The organism is Akkermansia sp. GGCC_0220, assembly GCF_017566105.1.
GTDB classification, from domain to species: domain Bacteria; phylum Verrucomicrobiota; class Verrucomicrobiia; order Verrucomicrobiales; family Akkermansiaceae; genus Akkermansia; species Akkermansia massiliensis.
This window is the reverse complement of record NZ_JABFCI010000011.1, coordinates 61,772-79,415: the sequence shown is the minus strand read 5'-3', so window position 1 is coordinate 79,415 and position 17,644 is coordinate 61,772. Positions and strand designations below refer to the sequence as shown.

The 17,644-nt window shown below is 58.6% G+C and carries 14 protein-coding genes and 1 tRNA gene; 10 read left to right on the top strand and 5 right to left on the bottom strand.

Annotated elements, in window-relative coordinates:
- Nucleotides 1–156 precede the first annotated feature (156 nt).
- The 5 genes from katE to HJW02_RS09115 all read left to right on the top strand — a co-directional run bounded on the left by katE (nucleotide 157) and on the right by HJW02_RS09115 (nucleotide 4,868).
- Entirely contained in the window at nucleotides 157–2,412 is a 2,256-nt protein-coding gene (gene katE, locus HJW02_RS09135; protein ID WP_102722440.1) for a catalase HPII, read from the top strand.
- A 450-nt stretch (nucleotides 2,413–2,862) separates the two neighbouring features.
- Complete coding sequence (locus HJW02_RS09130) at nucleotides 2,863–4,005, top strand: hypothetical protein (RefSeq protein WP_102722441.1); 1,143 nt, start codon at nucleotides 2,863–2,865, stop codon at nucleotides 4,003–4,005.
- Between the two features lie 56 nt (nucleotides 4,006–4,061).
- Nucleotides 4,062–4,412: a hypothetical protein gene (locus tag HJW02_RS09125; RefSeq protein ID WP_146018292.1), complete on the top strand. Its 351-nt coding sequence runs from the start codon at nucleotides 4,062–4,064 to the stop codon at nucleotides 4,410–4,412.
- Nucleotide 4,413: 1 nt separating this feature from the next.
- Entirely contained in the window at nucleotides 4,414–4,677 is a 264-nt protein-coding gene (locus HJW02_RS09120) for a hypothetical protein (RefSeq protein ID WP_102722443.1), read from the top strand.
- Between the two features lie 2 nt (nucleotides 4,678–4,679).
- Nucleotides 4,680–4,868 (top strand): hypothetical protein, encoded by a 189-nt coding sequence (locus HJW02_RS09115; protein WP_022397296.1) that lies wholly within the window; start codon nucleotides 4,680–4,682, stop codon nucleotides 4,866–4,868.
- Between the two features lie 93 nt (nucleotides 4,869–4,961).
- Here the strand turns inward: HJW02_RS09115 and HJW02_RS09110 are convergent.
- The 5 genes from HJW02_RS09110 to HJW02_RS09090 form a co-directional block, all read right to left on the bottom strand.
- Nucleotides 4,962–5,036: transfer RNA gene (locus HJW02_RS09110), tRNA-Val, on the bottom strand.
- A 74-nt stretch (nucleotides 5,037–5,110) separates the two neighbouring features.
- The gene (gene ccsA / locus HJW02_RS09105; protein ID WP_156340783.1) at nucleotides 5,111–7,801 is read right to left on the bottom strand and encodes a cytochrome c biogenesis protein CcsA; all 2,691 of its coding nucleotides are present in this window, start codon (nucleotides 7,799–7,801) and stop codon (nucleotides 5,111–5,113) included.
- A gap of 50 nt (nucleotides 7,802–7,851) precedes the next feature.
- Nucleotides 7,852–8,427: a rubrerythrin gene (gene rbr / locus HJW02_RS09100; protein ID WP_022397298.1), complete on the bottom strand. Its 576-nt coding sequence runs from the start codon at nucleotides 8,425–8,427 to the stop codon at nucleotides 7,852–7,854.
- Nucleotides 8,428–8,511: 84 nt separating this feature from the next.
- Nucleotides 8,512–9,138, bottom strand: a complete 627-nt coding sequence (locus tag HJW02_RS09095) for a hypothetical protein (protein WP_102722445.1) — start codon at nucleotides 9,136–9,138, stop codon at nucleotides 8,512–8,514.
- Nucleotides 9,139–9,161: 23 nt separating this feature from the next.
- Entirely contained in the window at nucleotides 9,162–11,687 is a 2,526-nt protein-coding gene (locus tag HJW02_RS09090; RefSeq protein WP_102722446.1) for a DNA translocase FtsK, read from the bottom strand.
- 537 nt (nucleotides 11,688–12,224) lie between these two features.
- Between HJW02_RS09090 and HJW02_RS09085 the strand changes: the two genes are divergently transcribed.
- The 5 genes from HJW02_RS09085 to HJW02_RS09065 all read left to right on the top strand — a co-directional run bounded on the left by HJW02_RS09085 (nucleotide 12,225) and on the right by HJW02_RS09065 (nucleotide 17,640).
- Nucleotides 12,225–12,917 carry a sugar transferase gene (locus tag HJW02_RS09085; RefSeq protein ID WP_102727139.1) on the top strand — a complete coding sequence of 231 codons (693 nt, stop codon included), beginning with the start codon at nucleotides 12,225–12,227 and terminating at the stop codon, nucleotides 12,915–12,917.
- A complete protein-coding gene (locus HJW02_RS09080) occupies nucleotides 12,914–13,696 on the top strand; it encodes a polysaccharide biosynthesis/export family protein (protein ID WP_102722454.1) in 783 nt (260 codons plus the stop codon). The genes HJW02_RS09085 and HJW02_RS09080 overlap by 4 nt, the downstream gene beginning before the upstream one ends.
- A 71-nt stretch (nucleotides 13,697–13,767) precedes the next feature.
- A complete protein-coding gene (locus tag HJW02_RS09075) occupies nucleotides 13,768–16,137 on the top strand; it encodes a tyrosine-protein kinase (protein ID WP_022397303.1) in 2,370 nt (789 codons plus the stop codon).
- Between the two features lie 72 nt (nucleotides 16,138–16,209).
- A complete protein-coding gene (locus HJW02_RS09070) occupies nucleotides 16,210–16,809 on the top strand; it encodes a CpsB/CapC family capsule biosynthesis tyrosine phosphatase (protein WP_146019278.1) in 600 nt (199 codons plus the stop codon).
- Nucleotides 16,810–16,863: 54 nt separating this feature from the next.
- Nucleotides 16,864–17,640, top strand: a complete 777-nt coding sequence (locus HJW02_RS09065) for a glycosyltransferase family 2 protein (RefSeq protein WP_102722459.1) — start codon at nucleotides 16,864–16,866, stop codon at nucleotides 17,638–17,640.
- Nucleotides 17,641–17,644: the final 4 nt, after the last annotated feature.

Sequence of the window (17,644 nt, the reverse complement as noted above, 5' to 3'; positions counted from 1 at the left end):
TCTATCATATAAACGTTTCAAGTCGAGTTCTTTTCAACGAATCTCCATCATCCCTGAACGGAGGCTGCTGACAAAACATGACAGAACATCACCGGAAAAAGAGAAGTCGAACCCTTACCCGTATAGAAGAAATTCGGTCCCATCATGAACAAGCAAATGAAAAAAAAGACGCCGCCCATGGAAGACAGCCTCGCTCCTTTCACCGACGGAAAGGAAGCGGAACCCCATTACACGGATACGATTGATCCGGAGCTGATCAAGCCCACTCCGAAGCCTACGCCGCCCAATGCGGAACCCTCCGCTCCCGGCTCCATGAAAATGCCGGACAATACCACGGAAAAAATCAAGGATCTGGACACCATGCGCTCCAACGGCATGGACCAGCCGCTCACAAGCAACCTGGGAGTTAAAATAGCCAATGACCAAAATACACTTAAAGCCGGAAGCAGAGGCCCCTCTCTGCTTGAAGACTTCCACTTTCTGGAAAAAATGGCTCATTTTGACCAGGAGCGGATACCGGAACGCGTGGTTCACGCAAGAGGTTCCGGGGCACATGGCTATTTTCAGGTATACAAGTCCCTTTCCAAGTACACCAAGGCGGGCTTTCTGCAGGATCCGGGAGAAAAGACCCCGGTCTTTGTGCGTTTTTCCAACGTGCAGGGCTTCCGAGGATCTCCGGATACGGTGAGGGACATCCGCGGCTTCGCCACCAAGTTCTATACCAAGGAAGGCAACTATGACCTGGTGGGCAACGACACGCCCGTCTTTTTCATTCAGGACGCCATCAAATTCCCGGATTTCGTCCATGCCGTCAAGCCGGAGCCCCACAATGAAATGCCTCAGGGGCAGACGGCCCACGATTCCTTCTGGGATTATGTCTCCCTCCAGCCTGAAACCCTGCACAACGTCATGTGGCTCATGTCCGACCGCGGCATTCCCCGGAGTTACCGGACCATTGAAGGCTTCGGCATTCATACGTACAAGCTGGTCAATGAAGAAGGGAAAAGCACCTTCGTCCGCTTCCACTGGAAACCGGCGTATGGTAAAAAATCCCTGATCTGGGATGAGTCCCAGGCGTTGACAGGACGCGATCCGGACTTCCACCGCAAGGATCTCTGGCAATCTATTGAAGCCGGGGATTATCCGGAATTCGAACTCGGTTTGCAGCTCATTCCGGAAGAGGACGCAGACAAATTCGACTTCGATATTCTGGACGCCACCAAGCTCATTCCGGAAGCGCTGGTTCCCGTGGAAATCGTCGGCAAGATGGTGCTGGACCGCAACCCGGACAACTTCTTTGCGGAAACGGAACAGGTCGCCTTCTGCCCCGCCAACATTGTGCCGGGCATCGATTTTTCCGACGACCCGCTGCTTCAGGGCCGCATCTTCTCCTACAGCGACACCCAGCGGCACCGCCTGGGCGGAGCCAACTTTACGGAAATCCCCATCAACCGGCCCGTCTGCCCCTTCCACAATAACCAGAGGGACGGCTTCCACCGCATGCAGATAGACACCGCTCCGGCCAACTACGATCCCAACTCCATCGGGGACAACTGGCCGCGTGAAACGCCCCCGGAAGAAGGCGGTTTCTCCACCGCCCCCCAGCCGGTGAGCGGCGTCAAGGAACGTCTCAGGAGCCCCTCCTTTGCGGAATACTATGCCCAGCCCCGCCTGTTCTGGATGAGCCAGACTCCCGTGGAGCAAAGGCACATCATTGACGCCTTCAGCTTTGAAGTAGGCAAGGTGACGCGCCCGTACATCCGGGAACGGGTGGTAGACCTGCTGACGCGCATTGACCCAAACCTGGCAGCCGGAGTAGCTAAAAACCTGGGCATTGAACTCACGGAGGAACAGCTTAACCGGGAACTGCCCAAACCGGTCTGCGGCCTGGAAAAAGACCCGGCGCTGAGCCTGTACGCCAACCCGGACGGCAACCTCAAGGGCATGCGCGTCTCCCTGCTGGCGGCGGACGGCGTCAGCCTGAAATCCGTGGAGGAAATCTGCAGCGCCCTGCACAAGGAAGGCGTGCACCCCCAGATTCTTGCCCCGCACATGGGAAGCGTGAATACGGAGGAAGGGAAAGACCTGCTTGTGGACGGCACCCTGTCCGGCAACCCCTCCGTCGTGTTTGACGCCGTCATCGTGCCGGAAGGAGAGCAGAGCATTAAAACGCTCCTGATGAACGGAGACGCCAAGTACCACCTGCGCCAGGCATACCGGCACCTGAAAGCCATCGGCCTGCCCGGCGACGCCAGTGAAATGCTGGAAGCAACGGACCTGCCCCGGGATATGGACGACGCCGGGCTGCTCACGCCGAAAGACACCAAGGCCCTGATGAAACCTTTCATCACGGCCATGAAACAACACCGCGTCTGGGCCCGCGAACCCAAGGCGCTGGATTTCGGCGCCTGATTCATTCCCATTCAGAAACCGATTCAATACATCATTAAACAGGGGCTGCCGCACCGAAAGGTGCGGCAGCTTTTTTATCCATAACGGCAGACGTCCAAATGATGCTCCAGGCAAAAGCAGCATTCATGCAGTCTTAACGTTCCATGCGGGATGACCTTTCTCCGGGACAGCCGTAGATTTTTTCCGAAGTGGGTTTCAACCGTTTCCATTTTATCCGGGGAATGTAAGGCACTTCAAGCCAGGGCGCCGCTGGATCAAATTTCAGCCCATCCGCAACCGAAGGAAGGGGAGGTTCTCATGAACCCCGTCCAGAGTTGCCCTGACCGTTGAAGAAGCCAACCCGCATGGAAGGTGCAAGCCTTCCATGCCGGATGAGCCGGAATTCATCATGGATAAGGAGGCGCCAAAGTTGTTCAACTACCTCACTACAACCAATAATAAACAAAAATCATGGATAAAATTACCTCTATCAACGGAATTTTACTGACGGCCCATAATGATTTTTATGAGCATGAAAAAAATAATTCCGTTCACATCACAGAGGATGAACGAACGGCCTGGAACTCCAAGGCTGAAGCATCTGAAGTTAATTCCAAAGTAAGCACGGAAACATTCGATGCCCACAAAGCGGACGCGTCAGTCCATATCACGGAAGAGGAGCGCAACCGATGGAATACCGCTCCCCACTTGGATGAGAGCGGCAATATGACGCTTGCCGGAAGTCTGACGACGGCAGGGACCTACAACGCCAACGGCGGCATCAATATTCCCGTTGATCCTGTCACGGAAACGGACGCGGCGCGAAAACATGAGGTCAGGGTACTTAACGAGATTTCCAATGGAGCCGCTCGGAATTATTTCAATTTTTCCACGCCTCCGTTTGGTAAATTGCTCTCGCCGTTTTCCTGGCTGGCTACCTATTGGCCTAAACCGGCAACGGAAAATGGCTGGGTTGATTTTAATTTCCGATGCGCGCCTTTTGGGCAGGAAAGCGATCGTGGGGGGTCTTATACCGCTGTGACCGGAGTTTTTTTACCACTGACTACCGGTTTGGGATATCAGCGCATGTTCCAGGTTGTCGCTGGCGGATTGTTGAATGTCACGCTTAATGAGGAGTGGTCCGGACCTGACGATTATCCGTTTTCCAGCCCTACGGAAGGTGTATCCATGTGGTGGGATGTTTATTTTGGAGACCAGCTCGCGGACCAGGACAACAAAATTCCCGCGCGCGGGAGGCTTTGCAGATTTAATCACAACACCAAACAGGTAGAGCTGTTGAGCAAGACGGCGCTGCTGCCTGACAATTTCCGGTTGCGGGGGATTGCGATAGGATGGGGAAATGACGGTAATGGGGGTATATGGGTTGTGGGAACCAACGAAAAGACGGCAGGCCGGCTGGAGGCCTACCGCATTTGTGAGAACACATGGCTCACCTCATCCTATCACAATTGTGTCAACATGCAAAATATAAGGCTATTATGTGATAGAGAAGCGCTGGAGGTCGGAGTGGAGCCGTTAAAAACTTACACAGGCCTTTACGGGGAAAAATCCGTAGTGGCGGAATGGTGTGAAATGATGGAAGTTAAATCATGATGAAAGCACAAATACAAATACAATTCCCATTGTTGGGAGAATGGGACAAATTGAACATGACTGCCGTTTTCCCCTCTTCCGGAGGTTTTATAGAGTCCCGCATTTACACGGAGAACGACATTCCTCCTTCTCATGCTCCGGCCCTGGAAGCTGTGGTGAAAGCCCTTGTCTCCATGGGCGCGCCCTGGCAGGTCCAACAGGTGTGGGCTAGAGTGGAGCAGTTCATTTCCAAGGTTCCGGAAGGAGAGCAGGAAAGTCCTATTGAGATGACGGAGGGTGTGGTCCTGACGGTTGACGCCGTCAATGAAAGCGGAGGACACCGGAGATTCACCTCCGTCCATTATCCGGATTTTGTGCTCATGAACTCCGCCGCTGTAGATTTTTTCAAGCATTTTACTAAACAATAGATTGGACATCAACAAACAAGATACTGAAAAAGATAAACAGGCGGAGTCTGGCCGCTGGGGGAGACGGGTCAAATACCTGATGGCGGCAACCATGGCAGCATCGGGCGCCAGTGGATACGTTAGACATTCCGGGGATGCGGGGGCGGAATACACGGCAAGCTGCCATGCCGCCGCCCTGCTCCGGGAATCAAGGCATATTCCCTATTCCCGGGCACAGCCGGGAACGGACATGCCGTCCGTTATGCAGCAACATGCAAGCAAGTAATCATGTGCACCAGAACCCGCGCTTACCTGACGCTCCTGAGAGAGTACAAGGCCGAGATTGTCATGATTGTAGGCTTTGCTGCCGCTGCAATCATGTATGCCGACATGCGGACGTTCATCAATGAACAAACCCGCACCCTTACCGAAATTAATTTACGCCTTTCCAATCTCGAACACCAAACTCAAAAATAAATATCGCACCCGACCAAGGCCAGAGTGTATCCGCCTGGTAAACCACCTATAAAAGAAAACCCCGCAAGCCATTAAGCTTGCGGGGTTTATTAATGGTACACGGAGAGGGATTCGAACCCCCGACCAACTGTGTGTAAGACAGCCGCTCTACCACTGAGCTATCCGTGCATGAGGTGGCGGGAATATATACCGGAGAACCCGGACCGGCAAGGAGAAAATGAGAAAAATGCGTCCTTCTCCGCCTACCTGATGTCCACGCACCGGAGCGCGCGGTAATGCAGGATGACGAAGAGGACGCACAGGACGGCTTCAGACCAGTAGAAAATGTCCAGGGCGTCACGGCCGGAGGTGAAGCCGTAGGAGTGCAGGCCCACGCCCAGCATGTTGACGCCCCACCAGGCAAAGGCGATGATGACGCCGCCCACCACGTTGCTGAAGTGGAGCAGCCAGGGGGACAGCCACCCGGCTTTCCGCGCGTGCAGCACGGTCAATTGCCACAGCACAATCATCAGGGCCCCGTTTTCCTTGGGATCCCAGCCCCAGAAGCGCCCCCAGGATTCATTGCCCCAGATGCCGCCGAAGACCGTTCCCACCAGCGTGAATACCAGGGAGAAGCACAGGATGCCGTAAGCCATGCGGTCCAGGGATTGTTCCGTTTTCCTGCCGATCAGGCGCAGGGGAGAGGCCAGCAGGTACACATGGGAGAGCACCGCCGCCAGCAACCCGGCCGCGTACCCCAGCACAATGGTGATGACATGGGTGGAGAGCAGGAAGTTGGAGCGCAGGATGGCTACCAGGGGGTCCATGTGGTCCACGGCCTGGGAGGATTCGTACAGAATGCCCATCTGGCAGGAGAAGGCCCCCAGCAGAAGCCCCGCCGCCAGCACGATGCCCTTTTTGCTGAACAGCTCCGCCACCAGCGCGCAGAGCACGCCCATGCACGCGATGAAGGCGATGGTTTCATACGTGTTGCCCACCGGGGACCTCATGGTGATGAGCACGCGGATGACCAGGGCCGCCGCCAGCACGCCGGTCCCCGCCGCACCCAGCAGCCACGCAGGGCTGAACCCGCCGGGCCGCAGAAAACGGCGCCAGAGGGGAGCGTTGGCGGCAGGACGGAAGAGGGCGCAGAGCAGCAGGCACACGAACGCCGCCACAAAGACGGCCAGGGAGGCATAGAGCGGGTCCAGACGGTAGTAGAAGATTTCCCTTTCCAGGCTGTGCCGTTCCCCGGCGGAGGCGGCTTCATTGGGCTGCGCCAGTTTTTCCAGCAGCAATCCTTCCGCCTTCATCCGCAGTCCGGAGGCTTCCGCTCCTTCCATGCCGATGGCCTTGCGTTCCAGCAGGGAGGCCATGGCCAGAAAGGCTCCGGTGGCTTTGTCCGGGGCGGCCGTCCACAGACGCTCCCCATGCTGGCCCGCAGAGGGGAACCAGCGGGGGAATTCCATCCGTTCCATGGCGGAGGGGTCTTCCAGCATGATACGGGAGCCGAGCATCCAGCCGCGCACCACGTCAAAGTTGCGGGAAAGGGCCAGGATTTCCTTCTGGGCTTCCGTCAAGTTCGTTTCTCCCAGCAGCCGGATTTCCCGGACGGCGCGGGTCATTTCCTCCCAGTGTTCCGCAATCTGCGCGTAGGAGTATTTTTTCCGCTTGTCCGCCTGGTCCGGCAGGTGCAGACGCCTGACTACTTCCTCCCGGTTAACCAGGAAGACGGGATACTGTTCCGCGAATTCCGGGCGGAACATGCAGTCCAGCATCCATTCCACCGGAGAGAGTTTCCTTTTCCCCTCCGGCGTCTCCATGGCAAAGCTTCTTTTGCCCAGCGTCCGGAGCAGATGGAAGCCCGCGTACGTGGAGACGGGCTTCAGGCGCCCGCCGTCCTGGACGGCCATCGCCCCGGCCCGTTCCACCAGGAAGGAGGACCAGGGCACGTAATGCTCCACCCGGACCGGATGAGAGGCAGGCCGGGCCGCCAGCATGCCGACGCCGAAGATTGCCGCCACCAGCACGCAAATGCCTATCAGGCGCAGGCGGCGCTTGCCGCCGGAAGCGGGCGGCGCCGGCTGGTCGTCCGCCGCCTCCGTTCCGGCGGGAGCCTGGCCGGGTTTGCGGCGCAGGTACCTTCCGAAGACGCAGGCAAAGTGCCACAGCAGTCCCGCGGCAATGATGTAGGAAGACCATTTGGGCATCTGCTCCAGGGGATTGTGGGAAGCGCGGAGGACGGAGATGAGCCTGCCCGGATGCAGGGAGTCCTGCCCCCAGCTCATCTGGTACAGCGTCCAGCCGGAAAGGCGGAGAGGCTCGTTCATGCGGATGACGGCATCATACTGGCCGCCGGATTCCGGAAAGACGGTTACCTGGGATTCATAGGATTTGGGCTTGGAGGTGCCGGGATAAAATTCCGGCACGAAGCGGTTCAGGCGCAGGTCAAACGGCAGGGACTGCTCGTGCACCCGGTCGCCCTGGGGCAGTTCCACCTGGTCCACGGCCACCGTCATTTTATTGCCCAGCATGATGCCGGCCAGCAGCAGCAGAATGCCGCCGTGGGCCACCAGCACGCCCGCGTGCCTCCAGGTCCACCGGACGCGGAACATCCCGCCTATGAGCAGGTTGGCAAACAGCAGGGCGCAGGTAATGCCCATGCCGGGCAGCGGCAGGGAAACCAGGGAGTTTTCCCCGCCCAGCGGTATCAGCACATACGGCGCGCCGAAGAAGGATTCTATGGCCGCCTCCGGCCCCATGGAGGAAGACAGCCGCACCTGATGCAGCGTTCCGGCAAACGTCAGCACCAGCAGGATCAGCATCAGGGCGATGCCCAGCCCGTAGCTTCCGGCGAATTTCCAGAGGCTGCGCCCATATTTCATCCACACCGCATCCGTGCGTTTCCAGTCCATCAGCGTAAGGCGTCCGTAAGTAAAAAGAGGGCCGATCACACGATCAGCTCGTGAAACCGGCCCCAATCATGTTTCTGGAGAAAGGACGATTAGAAGTTGTCCGCCAGTTCTTCAAAGAACGCCTGGGGATGCACGCAGGCCGGGCACACCTTGGGGGCGGTGGAGCCGGTGTGCACGTAACCGCAGTTGCGGCACTTCCACTGGATTTCCTTTTCCTTGGCAAATACCTTGCCTTCGCGCACGTTTTCAGCCAGCTTGAGGTAGCGCGCCTCATGGTGCTGTTCCACAGTGGCAATCTGGCGGAAGGTTTCCGCAATGGCGGGGAAGCCTTCACGGTCAGCCACCTCGGCAAACGTGGGGTACATTTCGGACCATTCGTCGCGCTCGCCGGCAGCGGCGGCCAGCAGGCATTCCTCCGTAGATTCCAGGGGGGCCGTGCAAACGGTGTGCGTTACTTCAACGCAGGCGTCCTTCAACAGCTTGAAGAACACCTTGGCATGTTCCTTTTCATTGTCGGCGGTTTCCAGGAAGATGGCGGCAATCTGCTCATAACCGGCTTTCTTGGCCACGCCGGCAAAGTAGGTGTAGCGGTTGCGCGCTTCGGATTCTCCGGCAAAAGCCTTGAGAAGGTTCTTTTCTGTTTCTGTTCCTTTGATGGATTTCATAAATTAGTCATCTGGTTGCGTAAGCGGGATTATCCTAATCCGGGCTTGCCGAAAAACAAGCTTTTATTGAATGAATCTAAAAAATCATTTTCCTGCCGATTTTCCGGAAAAAGCCTCGCGCCACGGGTCATCCAGCTTGCCCGGAACGCTTTCCAGCTCCCGGAGGATTTTCTCCCGCTCACGGGAAATGCGCTCCTGGTCCGCGGGGTCCGGCGCGGGGGCCTCCCCGGGCACCGGCAGCAGCCCGTCCGGCGTTTTGCCGCCGTCCGGGGAAATCGGCGGGGTGACCTCCTTGCCGTCTTCATCCGTCCCCGGTTCCGGATTGTCCGGGTCCGGGTTATCCTTTTTTCCGGAGCTTTCCGGAGCGGCCAGGTTCCGGTACAGGAACACCAGGTCCCCTGCCTCCACGGCTCCGCTGCGTATGTCCGCCGGAATGCGCGCCCGGCCCATACGTTCCTCCGTCACGATCAGGTTCGCGACCCTGCGGTTTTCCTCCCTGCCCGGAGACTGGGAAATGAGCACGGTTCCCGGCTCGTAAACGTTCCCGGCCAGCGCAATGAGCACATAGTTGTGGCTGGGGTACACCTGCTCCACCTTCCCCACGTACACGGGAGGCCGGGCGGTCTTTTTGACGGGCCGCACCTGCTGGGAGCAGGAGGCGCCCAGCAGCGCGAACGCCGCCAGAGCAGGCAGGGAAAGGATTCGTTTCATGGGGAGGGGCTTTTCTCGTCGTTTCATTCCACCAGCACCTTGCGCGGACGGTTGGTATTGTCCGCCGGGGCAATGATGCCGCGGGATTCCAGCAAATCCATCATGCGCGCCGCGCGTCCGTACCCGATGCTCAAACGCCGCTGCAGCAGGGACGTGCTCACCTTGCGCTCAATGACAGCCACTTCCAGGCATTTGGCGTAGCATTCCTCCTCCGCGTCGTCCAGCGGGCTGTCCGCCCCTCCGCGGGAGGGTTCGTCCAGGGATTTCTGAACCTCTTCATGGAATTTCTGCCTGGCCTGGGAGGCGCAGTGGGCTACCAGGGCTTCCACTTCGTCATCGGAAATAAAGGCGCCCTGCGCCCGCTCCACCTGGGCGGAACCCGGCGGCAGGTACAGCAGATCGCCCTTGCCCACCAGTTTTTCCGCGCCCTGCCTGTCCAGAATCACGCGGCTGTCCGTGCCGCTGGCCACCTGGAAGGCGATGCGCGTGGGAATATTGGCCTTGATCGTCCCCGTCACCACCTGCCTTCTGGGCGTCTGCGTCGCCACAATGAGGTGGATGCCCGCGGCGCGGGCTTTCTGGGTCAGGCGGCCGATGTTCGTTTCAATGTCCGCGCCCACCGTCTGCATCAGGTCCGCAAGTTCGTCAATGATGATGACGATGTAGGGGAAGCGTTCAGGGATGACGCCGTCGTCCTCCAGGTCCAGTTCATCATCCTCTTCCGCGGGCCATTCCCCCTGGGATTCCAGGTCACGGGCAATGGATTCCGCCAGGGCTTCATCCACCTCCCCGTCTTCCGGTTCCTCCGCCTCTTCCGCAGGCGCGTCCGGCGGCCGCTTGTTGAAGGCTTCAAAGTTGCGCACGCCCACCTTGGCAAAGCAGTGGTAGCGGTGCTCCATTTCATTCACGCACCAGCGCAGGGCATTGGGCACTTTCTTGGGGTCCGTCACCACCGGCACAATCAGGTGCGGCAGCTTGGAATAAGGCTGCATTTCCACCACCTTCGGGTCCACCAGGATGAGCCTGAGCTCATCCGGCCGGAATTTCAGGAGCATGGAGGAGATAATGCTGTTGATGCACACGGATTTGCCGGACCCGGTGGCCCCGGCCACCAGCAGGTGCGGCATGGATGCCAGGTCCCCGATCACGGTGCGGCCATACACGTCCTTCCCCAGGGCCAGCGGTATTTTCTTCTTGGGGGAGCAGAAGCCGGGGTCCTGCAAGAGTTCCCGCAATGGCACGGCCACCTTGTTGCGGTTGACGATTTCAATGCCCACCGTGTCCTTGCCCGGAATGGGCGCCACGATGTTCACGCTCTCCGCCTTCGTCGCCAGCGCGATGTCCTTCGCATACTGGTCAAAGGTGTTCACGCGCACGCCGCGCGCGGGGTAAACTTCATAGCGGGTGATGGTCGGGCCGCGGGTAATGTCCCCCGGCGTCACGTCCACGCGGAACGTCGTCAGGGTATCAATGATCTTCTGCTGGATTTCCAGCATTTCATCCTTGTCCTCTTCCGTAGGGCCTTCCGGCTTTTCTTCATAATGCAGCAGCTCAAACGGAGGAAGCTCGTAATCCCGGAATTCCTCCGTAGGCGGCGTGGACAGTTTGGAGAAAGGCTGCTCCCTGGGAGCGGGCTTGATTTCCGCCGGCTTCGCCACGGTAATCCTGGGGCGCGGCGTCAGCGGAAGATGCCCCTGCGTACGCGGTGCGCGGGGGGCGGGAGCGGGGTCTGCGGACCTGGCAGGGGAAGCCGCGGCCACTTCATTATATAAGCCTTCCAGGTCGTCCCCGGTGCGCTGCAGGCGGGGAGAGGATGCCCTGCCCTTTCCGGCCGGCCTGGGGGCGGACAGGGCCGCATCTTCCATGCTGGCCCTCACGCGCGCCGCCTCCCTGGCAAGCTGCGCGGACTGGCGCGCCATTCTTTTCTCCTTCCTGTTCATGCGCCAGGCGCGCCACTCCCGCAGCATGGCGCGGAACAGCGGGCGGGGATGCATTCCCGCGGCATAAACCAGGGCCAGCAGATAGCCCAGCCCGGAAAGAACCAGCACGGCGGACGTGCCGGTCAACGGAAGAAGCAGCCCCGTTCCCAGCAGATGTCCCGCCAGGCCGCCGGCGCCCTGAATCTGGTGGCGCGCCACCCATGCGTCACCCGGCACATGCCCGGCCGTCAGGAACAGGCAGCCGAACAACAGCAGGAAAAGGCCGCCGTACACCACGCTGCGGGGCAGACTTCCACGGTGCAGCAGACGGTAAAGCCCCCACCATTCCAACAGAATGACCAGCATCCAGGCCATGCCGCCCAGCGCCCAATAAAGAATCCCCGCGCCGTACAATCCCGCCACGCCCAGCACATTGGAGGTGCCCGGAATCACCTGACCGGAATCATTTAAATAACTCCAGCCTATTTCCCGCACGTCAAACGTCAGCATGGCCGCAAGCAGCGCAGCCCCGCCCAGCAGGGACACGACGCCCCACGCCATTCCTATCCAAACAGGGGGACGCCCCTCTTCACGCTCAAATGCATGATGCTCCTGCACATCCAATGCCATACCTGCCTTCTATCCTAACAACTCCGCGCCCCCAACTCAAGGCTAAACAAAAGGAGGGGGTCCGGAAGGCCGCAGGTTTCTCCCGATTACGGTGGAAATGACAGATTTCAGGAAGGAAAAACCCGGAAGAGCCTCCTTTCCGGACTCCACCGAACAGCGTCATGCATAGTCCTTCCCTTACCTGCGCAAACGGCTTCATTCCCCTTCAAACCAACACAAATACAGCAATAACCAATTCAACCTTCCTATCTTATTGATTACACTAATTCAACCATATTTCTATTATAAAAAGACATGTTATTCAATACTTGGGCACCTGTAATAAAATATCCAGCGGATTGCAAATCCTATCAAAATAATAGGGTACGATAAATTCCATCATAACACACTTAATTACATATATTTATATACAGAAAACAATAGTTTGAGTTAAATTTTTTTAGTTTTTTAAGGCGCGGGAATGATAAATAAGTATTTTTTCTTTAATGATTACTATTGACATCGGATTTGCAATCCGGTAACTCTGCCGCGCCGCTTATGTACATACATATCTGCAAACCGTTTCTTGGAAGCCTCCTTGCCGGAATAGCTCTCATCATCCTCATTCCGCTGCTGCTGACCGTTTCGGTACTTCTTGTACTTTCTACAGGGAAATCCCCGTTTTTTCTTCAAACGCGCGTAGGGTACAGGGGAAGACTGTTCAAGATCATCAAATTCAAAACGATGAACGACCGGAAGGATGAAAACGGGCAGCTCCTGCCCGATGAGCAGAGGCTGTTCCCGCTGGGGCGCTTCCTCCGCAGCTCCTCCCTGGACGAACTTCCCCAGCTCATCAACATCCTGAAGGGTGACATGGCTTTTGTGGGCCCCCGTCCCTGGATTCCGTCCCAAATGGCCGCGTTCCCGCCCAACTACTGCCGGAAGCGCTGCTCCGTGCGTCCCGGCATCACCGGCATGGCCCAGATCCACGGCCGCAATGGCATCCCCTTCTGCCGCCGCCTTTGCTATGACCTGATCTACGTCCAGAACGTCAATCTGAGAATGGATCTCTCCCTCCTTTTCCAGACGGCCCGCACGGTCGTCATCCGTGAAGGAATCCAGCAGTGCAACGAGGCGTTCCAGAGCAAGCTGGGGCAGACCCTCGTTCATAACGACCTTTCCCTGCCCTCCTCCCCCCCTTCCCAGAAGATCATTCTGAATACCTCCATCCAACCTCTCTCCAACCAATGAACATCAACAACCTAATCAGCAAAGCCACCCTCTGCTCCGCAGCGCTGGCCGCTTCCTCCCTCCTGCCCTCCTGCGTCAGCCCCAAGGAAGTCCTGTATATCCAGGACGTCTCCGGACAGACCAATGAAAAGATCAAGGGGAATTACCAGACCGTCATCCAGAAGGACGACCAGTTATCCATCACCGTCAGCAGCAAGCAGCCTGAACTGGCCGCCCCCTTTGCCGTCTCCGAAATAGGGTCCAGCAGCCAGGGCACCAGCTCACGAAAGGGTTACCTGGTGGACGCCAACGGCTACATCGTCCTGCCGGTCATCGGAAAGATCAAGGCGGCCGGCAAGACCTGCTCCCGGCTGGGGGATGAAATTGCCGCCACCCTGCGGAACAGGGACTACATCAGCGACGCCTCCGTCAACGTCCAGATCACCAACTTCAAGTTCTCCGTCCTGGGTGAAGTGGCCTCCCCGGGCACCTACAACGTGGACGGCCAGCGCCTGACGATTCTGGAAGCCCTCAGCCGCGCCGGAGACCTGAACATCGACGGCAACCGGGACATCACCCTGATCCGTGAAACCAACGGACGCCGCCAGATCGCCACCGTGGACCTCCGCAGCAAGGACCTCTTCCAGTCCCCCTATTATTACATTCAGCAGAACGACACCATTTACGTGACGCCTGCCGAACGCAAGATCAACACCCGCAGCGATACCGTCCAATACATCGGCTGGACGGCTTCCGGCCTCGGCCTGATTATCGGCATCGTTGCCCTGTGCGCCCTGTAAGCGCACATCCCCCCATTTCCCGCCTTTCCGTCCTCCGGAAAGGCGGAGCCTTCTTTGATTGATTCCTTTTTATGCCAGATACTCCTGCTCCCCCCGCAGCCCCTCCCGCCGAGGAACCGGAATCTTCCCTGTCACTGGATGTCATCACCAGCATCCTTCTGAGACGCTGGTACTGGATTTTGCTCTTCGCCCTTCTCGGAGGCGCCGGAGCCTATTACGTGACCGGCAAGCAGAATTACATTTTTGAAAAAACGGCCAGCGTCATCATGCGGGAATCCAACAAGGATTCCTCCTCCTCGGACCGCATCAAGGTGGAACTGGGCATGGATTCCGGAGCCGCCAACCTGGCCAATGAAAGCTTCATCCTCCGCTCAAGCACAGTGATGCGGAACACGGTGGAGGACCTGACGCTGAACGTCTCCTACTGGAAGCAGCAGGACCTGCGCCAAATAGACCTGTACAAGGACAGCCCCATCACCGTGACGTTTGACGACATCGCGGAGAACCGCTTCTGCACCTTTGACGTTACGCTGGAGCCGGAAAACGCCGTGACGCTGACGTACCATGACGCCGCCGGCAACCCCATCCAGGAGAAAGGGAAGCTCCACGCCCCCATTTCCCTCCCCTTCGCCACCGTCACGGTTTACCCCACCTCCAACATGCCGGAAACCGTTTCCGGGACCACCATCACCGTGCGCCGCATTCCCGTGAACGCCGCTGCGGACCAGCTCCTTGCCAATTTTACGGTCACGCGTCCGGACGCCAAGGAATCCAGCATCCTGCAAATGACGCTGACCTCCACCAATCCGGACAAGGCCGCGGACACGCTGAACAAGCTGATCGCGGTTTACAATGACCACTCCACGGAGGAACGCCGCACGAAGGCGGTGAAGACGAAGGATTTCATCCGGCGGCAGCGCGGCCAGATCGGCGCGGACCTGAAGGAAGTGGACCAGAAAATGGATGATATCAAAATCAAAAACGACATCATCGCAGACACGGAAGCGTCCATCTCCGCAGACTTCAACGCGGCCCAAACCCTGGACAATTCCATCTTTGAGCTCCAGACGCAGATGAAGCTGGCGGACGGCCTGAAGGAAAACCTGGACGCCCTGGGCCACAAGGCGGGTCTCATTTCCCTGGATACCGGCATTGCGGATTCCGGGGTTTCCCGCCAGATTGAAGCCTACAACGCCGCCTATCTGGAATACCAGAAGGTCGCCGGAAGCGCCGGGGGGCAGAACCCCATTGTCGTCACCCTCACGAAGAGGATGGACGCCACCCGCAGCGCGGCGTCCAGGTCCCTGGACAATCTCCGCAACAATCTGGAGCTGAAACTCCAGGAACTCACCAGGAAGAGGCAGGACATCGCCAAGCGGCTGACGGCCACCTCCGGAAAGGCCCGGGAGCTGACCCCCCTGGACCGTGAACACCGGGTGAAGGAGGAACTTTACCTGACGCTTTTAAGCAAGGAGCTGGAAAACGACCTGACGCTGGCCCTGACGGAATCCTCCGCGCGCGTGCTGGAATCCGCCCACGGCACGGATTACCCCATCTCTCCCAACACCAGAAAATCCGTGCTGACCGCGGCGGCGGGGGGCGCCATCGTCTGCATCCTCGGCTTCCTGGGGCTGGCCCTGCTCAACAACAAGATAAAGAACAGGAAGGACCTGAACGCCGTCACGCACCTTCCCGTGGTCGCGGAGCTTCCGGCCATGACCAAGAAGGAGCAGCGGCAGGTGGCCCGCATGTTCACGGATGAACACTCCGTCATTTCTGAGTATTTCCAGATCCTGTGCCACAATGCGGACTCCATGCTCCCCGTCACCCGGAACCAGGGGCACGTCATCCTCCTCACCTCCACCATGCAGGGGGAAGGGAAAACGTTCATCTCCGCCAACCTCGCCATGTCCTTTGCCAACATCGGCAAGCGCGTCCTGGTCATTGACGGGGACCTGCGCAAGGCCTCCCTGTCCAAGCAGCTTGACGGCAAGGGCCGCAAGGGGCTGAGCACCATCCTTCTCCGCAAGGTGGAAGACCCGTTCTCCGTCATCCGCACCCTGCCGGAACATCCCGGAGTGGACATCCTGTACGCCGGGCCCCAGGTTCCCAACCCGGTCACCCTCCTTTCCCTGCCGGAAATGGAGGAGCTCATCCGCCTCTTCAAGGAACGCTATGACGCCGTCATCATTGACTCCCCGCCGTACGGCATCCTGGCAGACACGGCCATCCTCGCCAGCCACGCGGATATTTCCCTGTACGTCATCCGCAGCAACAGGATAGACAAGCGGCACATCGCCACCGTCCAGCAGCTTGCGGAATCCGGCCAGCTTCCGAACATGGGCTTCGTCATCAACGCCGTGGATTTCAAATCCAGCAGCTACAGCTATTACGGCTACGGCTACCACTACGGCAACACCTCCAAGAACAACCCCTCCTGATTCCCGGCCTTGTTTTCCTCCCTCTTTCAACCCAGGTTTAAAACCGCTGCGCTCTGTCCGGACGGAATGGATATGCACTGCCATTTGCTGTGGGGCGTGGACGACGGAGCGCACATCCTCCGGGACAGTCTGGAAATCATTTCCCGATTGAAAGAAAAAGGATTCAGGGGAGCCTATTGCACCCCCCACATCAGCAGCCGCTATCCCTCCAACACGCCCGCCCGCCTGAAGGCCCGCTTCCAGCAGCTTCTGGATGCACTGCCGGACCGGGATTTCGACCTGCGCCTGGCGGCGGAATACATGCTGGACCACCATTTTGAACAGGCGCTTGAGGAGGAAGAGCCGCTCAGCCACGACGGCAGCCACCTGCTCGTGGAGCTTCCCCAGTTCCGCCTTCCCAGCGCCTGGAGGGACAGGCTCCAACTGGTCCAGGAGAAAGGCTTCGTTCCCGTCCTGGCCCATCCGGAACGCTACGGGAAGATCATGCCTCCGGAGGAACTGGCTGCCCTGGCCTCACAGGGAATCAGCTTCCAGGGGAACATAGGCTCCCTGTTCGGGCTTTACGGGAAATCCTGCCAGGCGGCCGCCCGGAAATTCCAGAAGGAAAACCTGTACCTGTGGTGGGGAACAGACGCCCACAATGCCAACATGCTCACCAAACTCCGCCTGTAACACCTTCCCCGCCGGGAAGGGCGGGACGCCCGCTTTTTCCCTGCATCCGCCGCCATGAAAATCACCGTCATCACCGTTTGCCGCAACAGCGCCGCCACTCTCCAGGACACCCTGGAAAGCGTGCTGGCGCAGTCCTGGACCGGCTATGAATACCTGGTCGTGGACGGCGGCAGCACGGACGGCACCCTGGAAATGCTTCAGGACGTTGAAGAGCGCTTCCACGGGCGGCTGAAATGGATTTCCGAACCGGACAACGGCATTTACGACGCCATGAACAAGGGTGTCCGCATGAGTTCCGGAGACGTCGTCGGCTTTCTGAACGCGGACGACTATTACCAGGACAACGGCGTTCTGGAAACCATTGCCGGAGCCTTCGCGCAGCACGGGACGGACGCCGTTCACGGCAACCTGCATTACATCAATGCGGCCCGGAAAGTCGTCCGGACATGGCGCGGAACGGACTACAAGCCCGGCTCCTTCCAGCGCGGATGGTGCCCGGCGCACCCCACGTTCTACTGCAAAAAGGACTGCTTCACCCGCTATGGCGGCTTTGACCCCTCCATCGGCAGCGCGGCGGATTTTGAGCTGATGCTCCGCTTTATTGAAAAGAACCGCGTCTCCACAGCCTATATCGACCGCAACATGGTCTTCATGCGCACCGGCGGTTCCAGCACGGCGGGATTGCGGGCCATCCTGCGCAATACGCGCCAGAACAGGCAGGCCTTCAGGAAAAACAGCCTTCCGTGCCCGTGGCACTACGGCGTCACCCGGCTGCTGTCCAAGGCGGGCACCACGGGCAATCCCGTCCGCTACTTTTTCCAAACCCGGTAATATC

Coding starts and splice junctions, on each gene's coding strand:
- HJW02_RS09065 (WP_102722459.1), top strand. CDS start 16,864: ATGAAAATCACCGTCATCACCGTTTGCCGCAACAGCGCCGCCACTCTC.
- HJW02_RS09095 (WP_102722445.1), bottom strand. CDS start 9,138: ATGAAACGAATCCTTTCCCTGCCTGCTCTGGCGGCGTTCGCGCTGCTG.
- HJW02_RS09115 (WP_022397296.1), top strand. CDS start 4,680: ATGTGCACCAGAACCCGCGCTTACCTGACGCTCCTGAGAGAGTACAAG.
- HJW02_RS09130 (WP_102722441.1), top strand. CDS start 2,863: ATGGATAAAATTACCTCTATCAACGGAATTTTACTGACGGCCCATAAT.
- HJW02_RS09125 (WP_146018292.1), top strand. CDS start 4,062: ATGACTGCCGTTTTCCCCTCTTCCGGAGGTTTTATAGAGTCCCGCATT.
- HJW02_RS09080 (WP_102722454.1), top strand. CDS start 12,914: ATGAACATCAACAACCTAATCAGCAAAGCCACCCTCTGCTCCGCAGCG.
- HJW02_RS09070 (WP_146019278.1), top strand. CDS start 16,210: ATGCACTGCCATTTGCTGTGGGGCGTGGACGACGGAGCGCACATCCTC.
- rbr (WP_022397298.1), bottom strand. CDS start 8,427: ATGAAATCCATCAAAGGAACAGAAACAGAAAAGAACCTTCTCAAGGCT.
- HJW02_RS09090 (WP_102722446.1), bottom strand. CDS start 11,687: ATGGCATTGGATGTGCAGGAGCATCATGCATTTGAGCGTGAAGAGGGG.
- katE (WP_102722440.1), top strand. CDS start 157: ATGAAAAAAAAGACGCCGCCCATGGAAGACAGCCTCGCTCCTTTCACC.
- HJW02_RS09085 (WP_102727139.1), top strand. CDS start 12,225: ATGTACATACATATCTGCAAACCGTTTCTTGGAAGCCTCCTTGCCGGA.
- HJW02_RS09075 (WP_022397303.1), top strand. CDS start 13,768: ATGCCAGATACTCCTGCTCCCCCCGCAGCCCCTCCCGCCGAGGAACCG.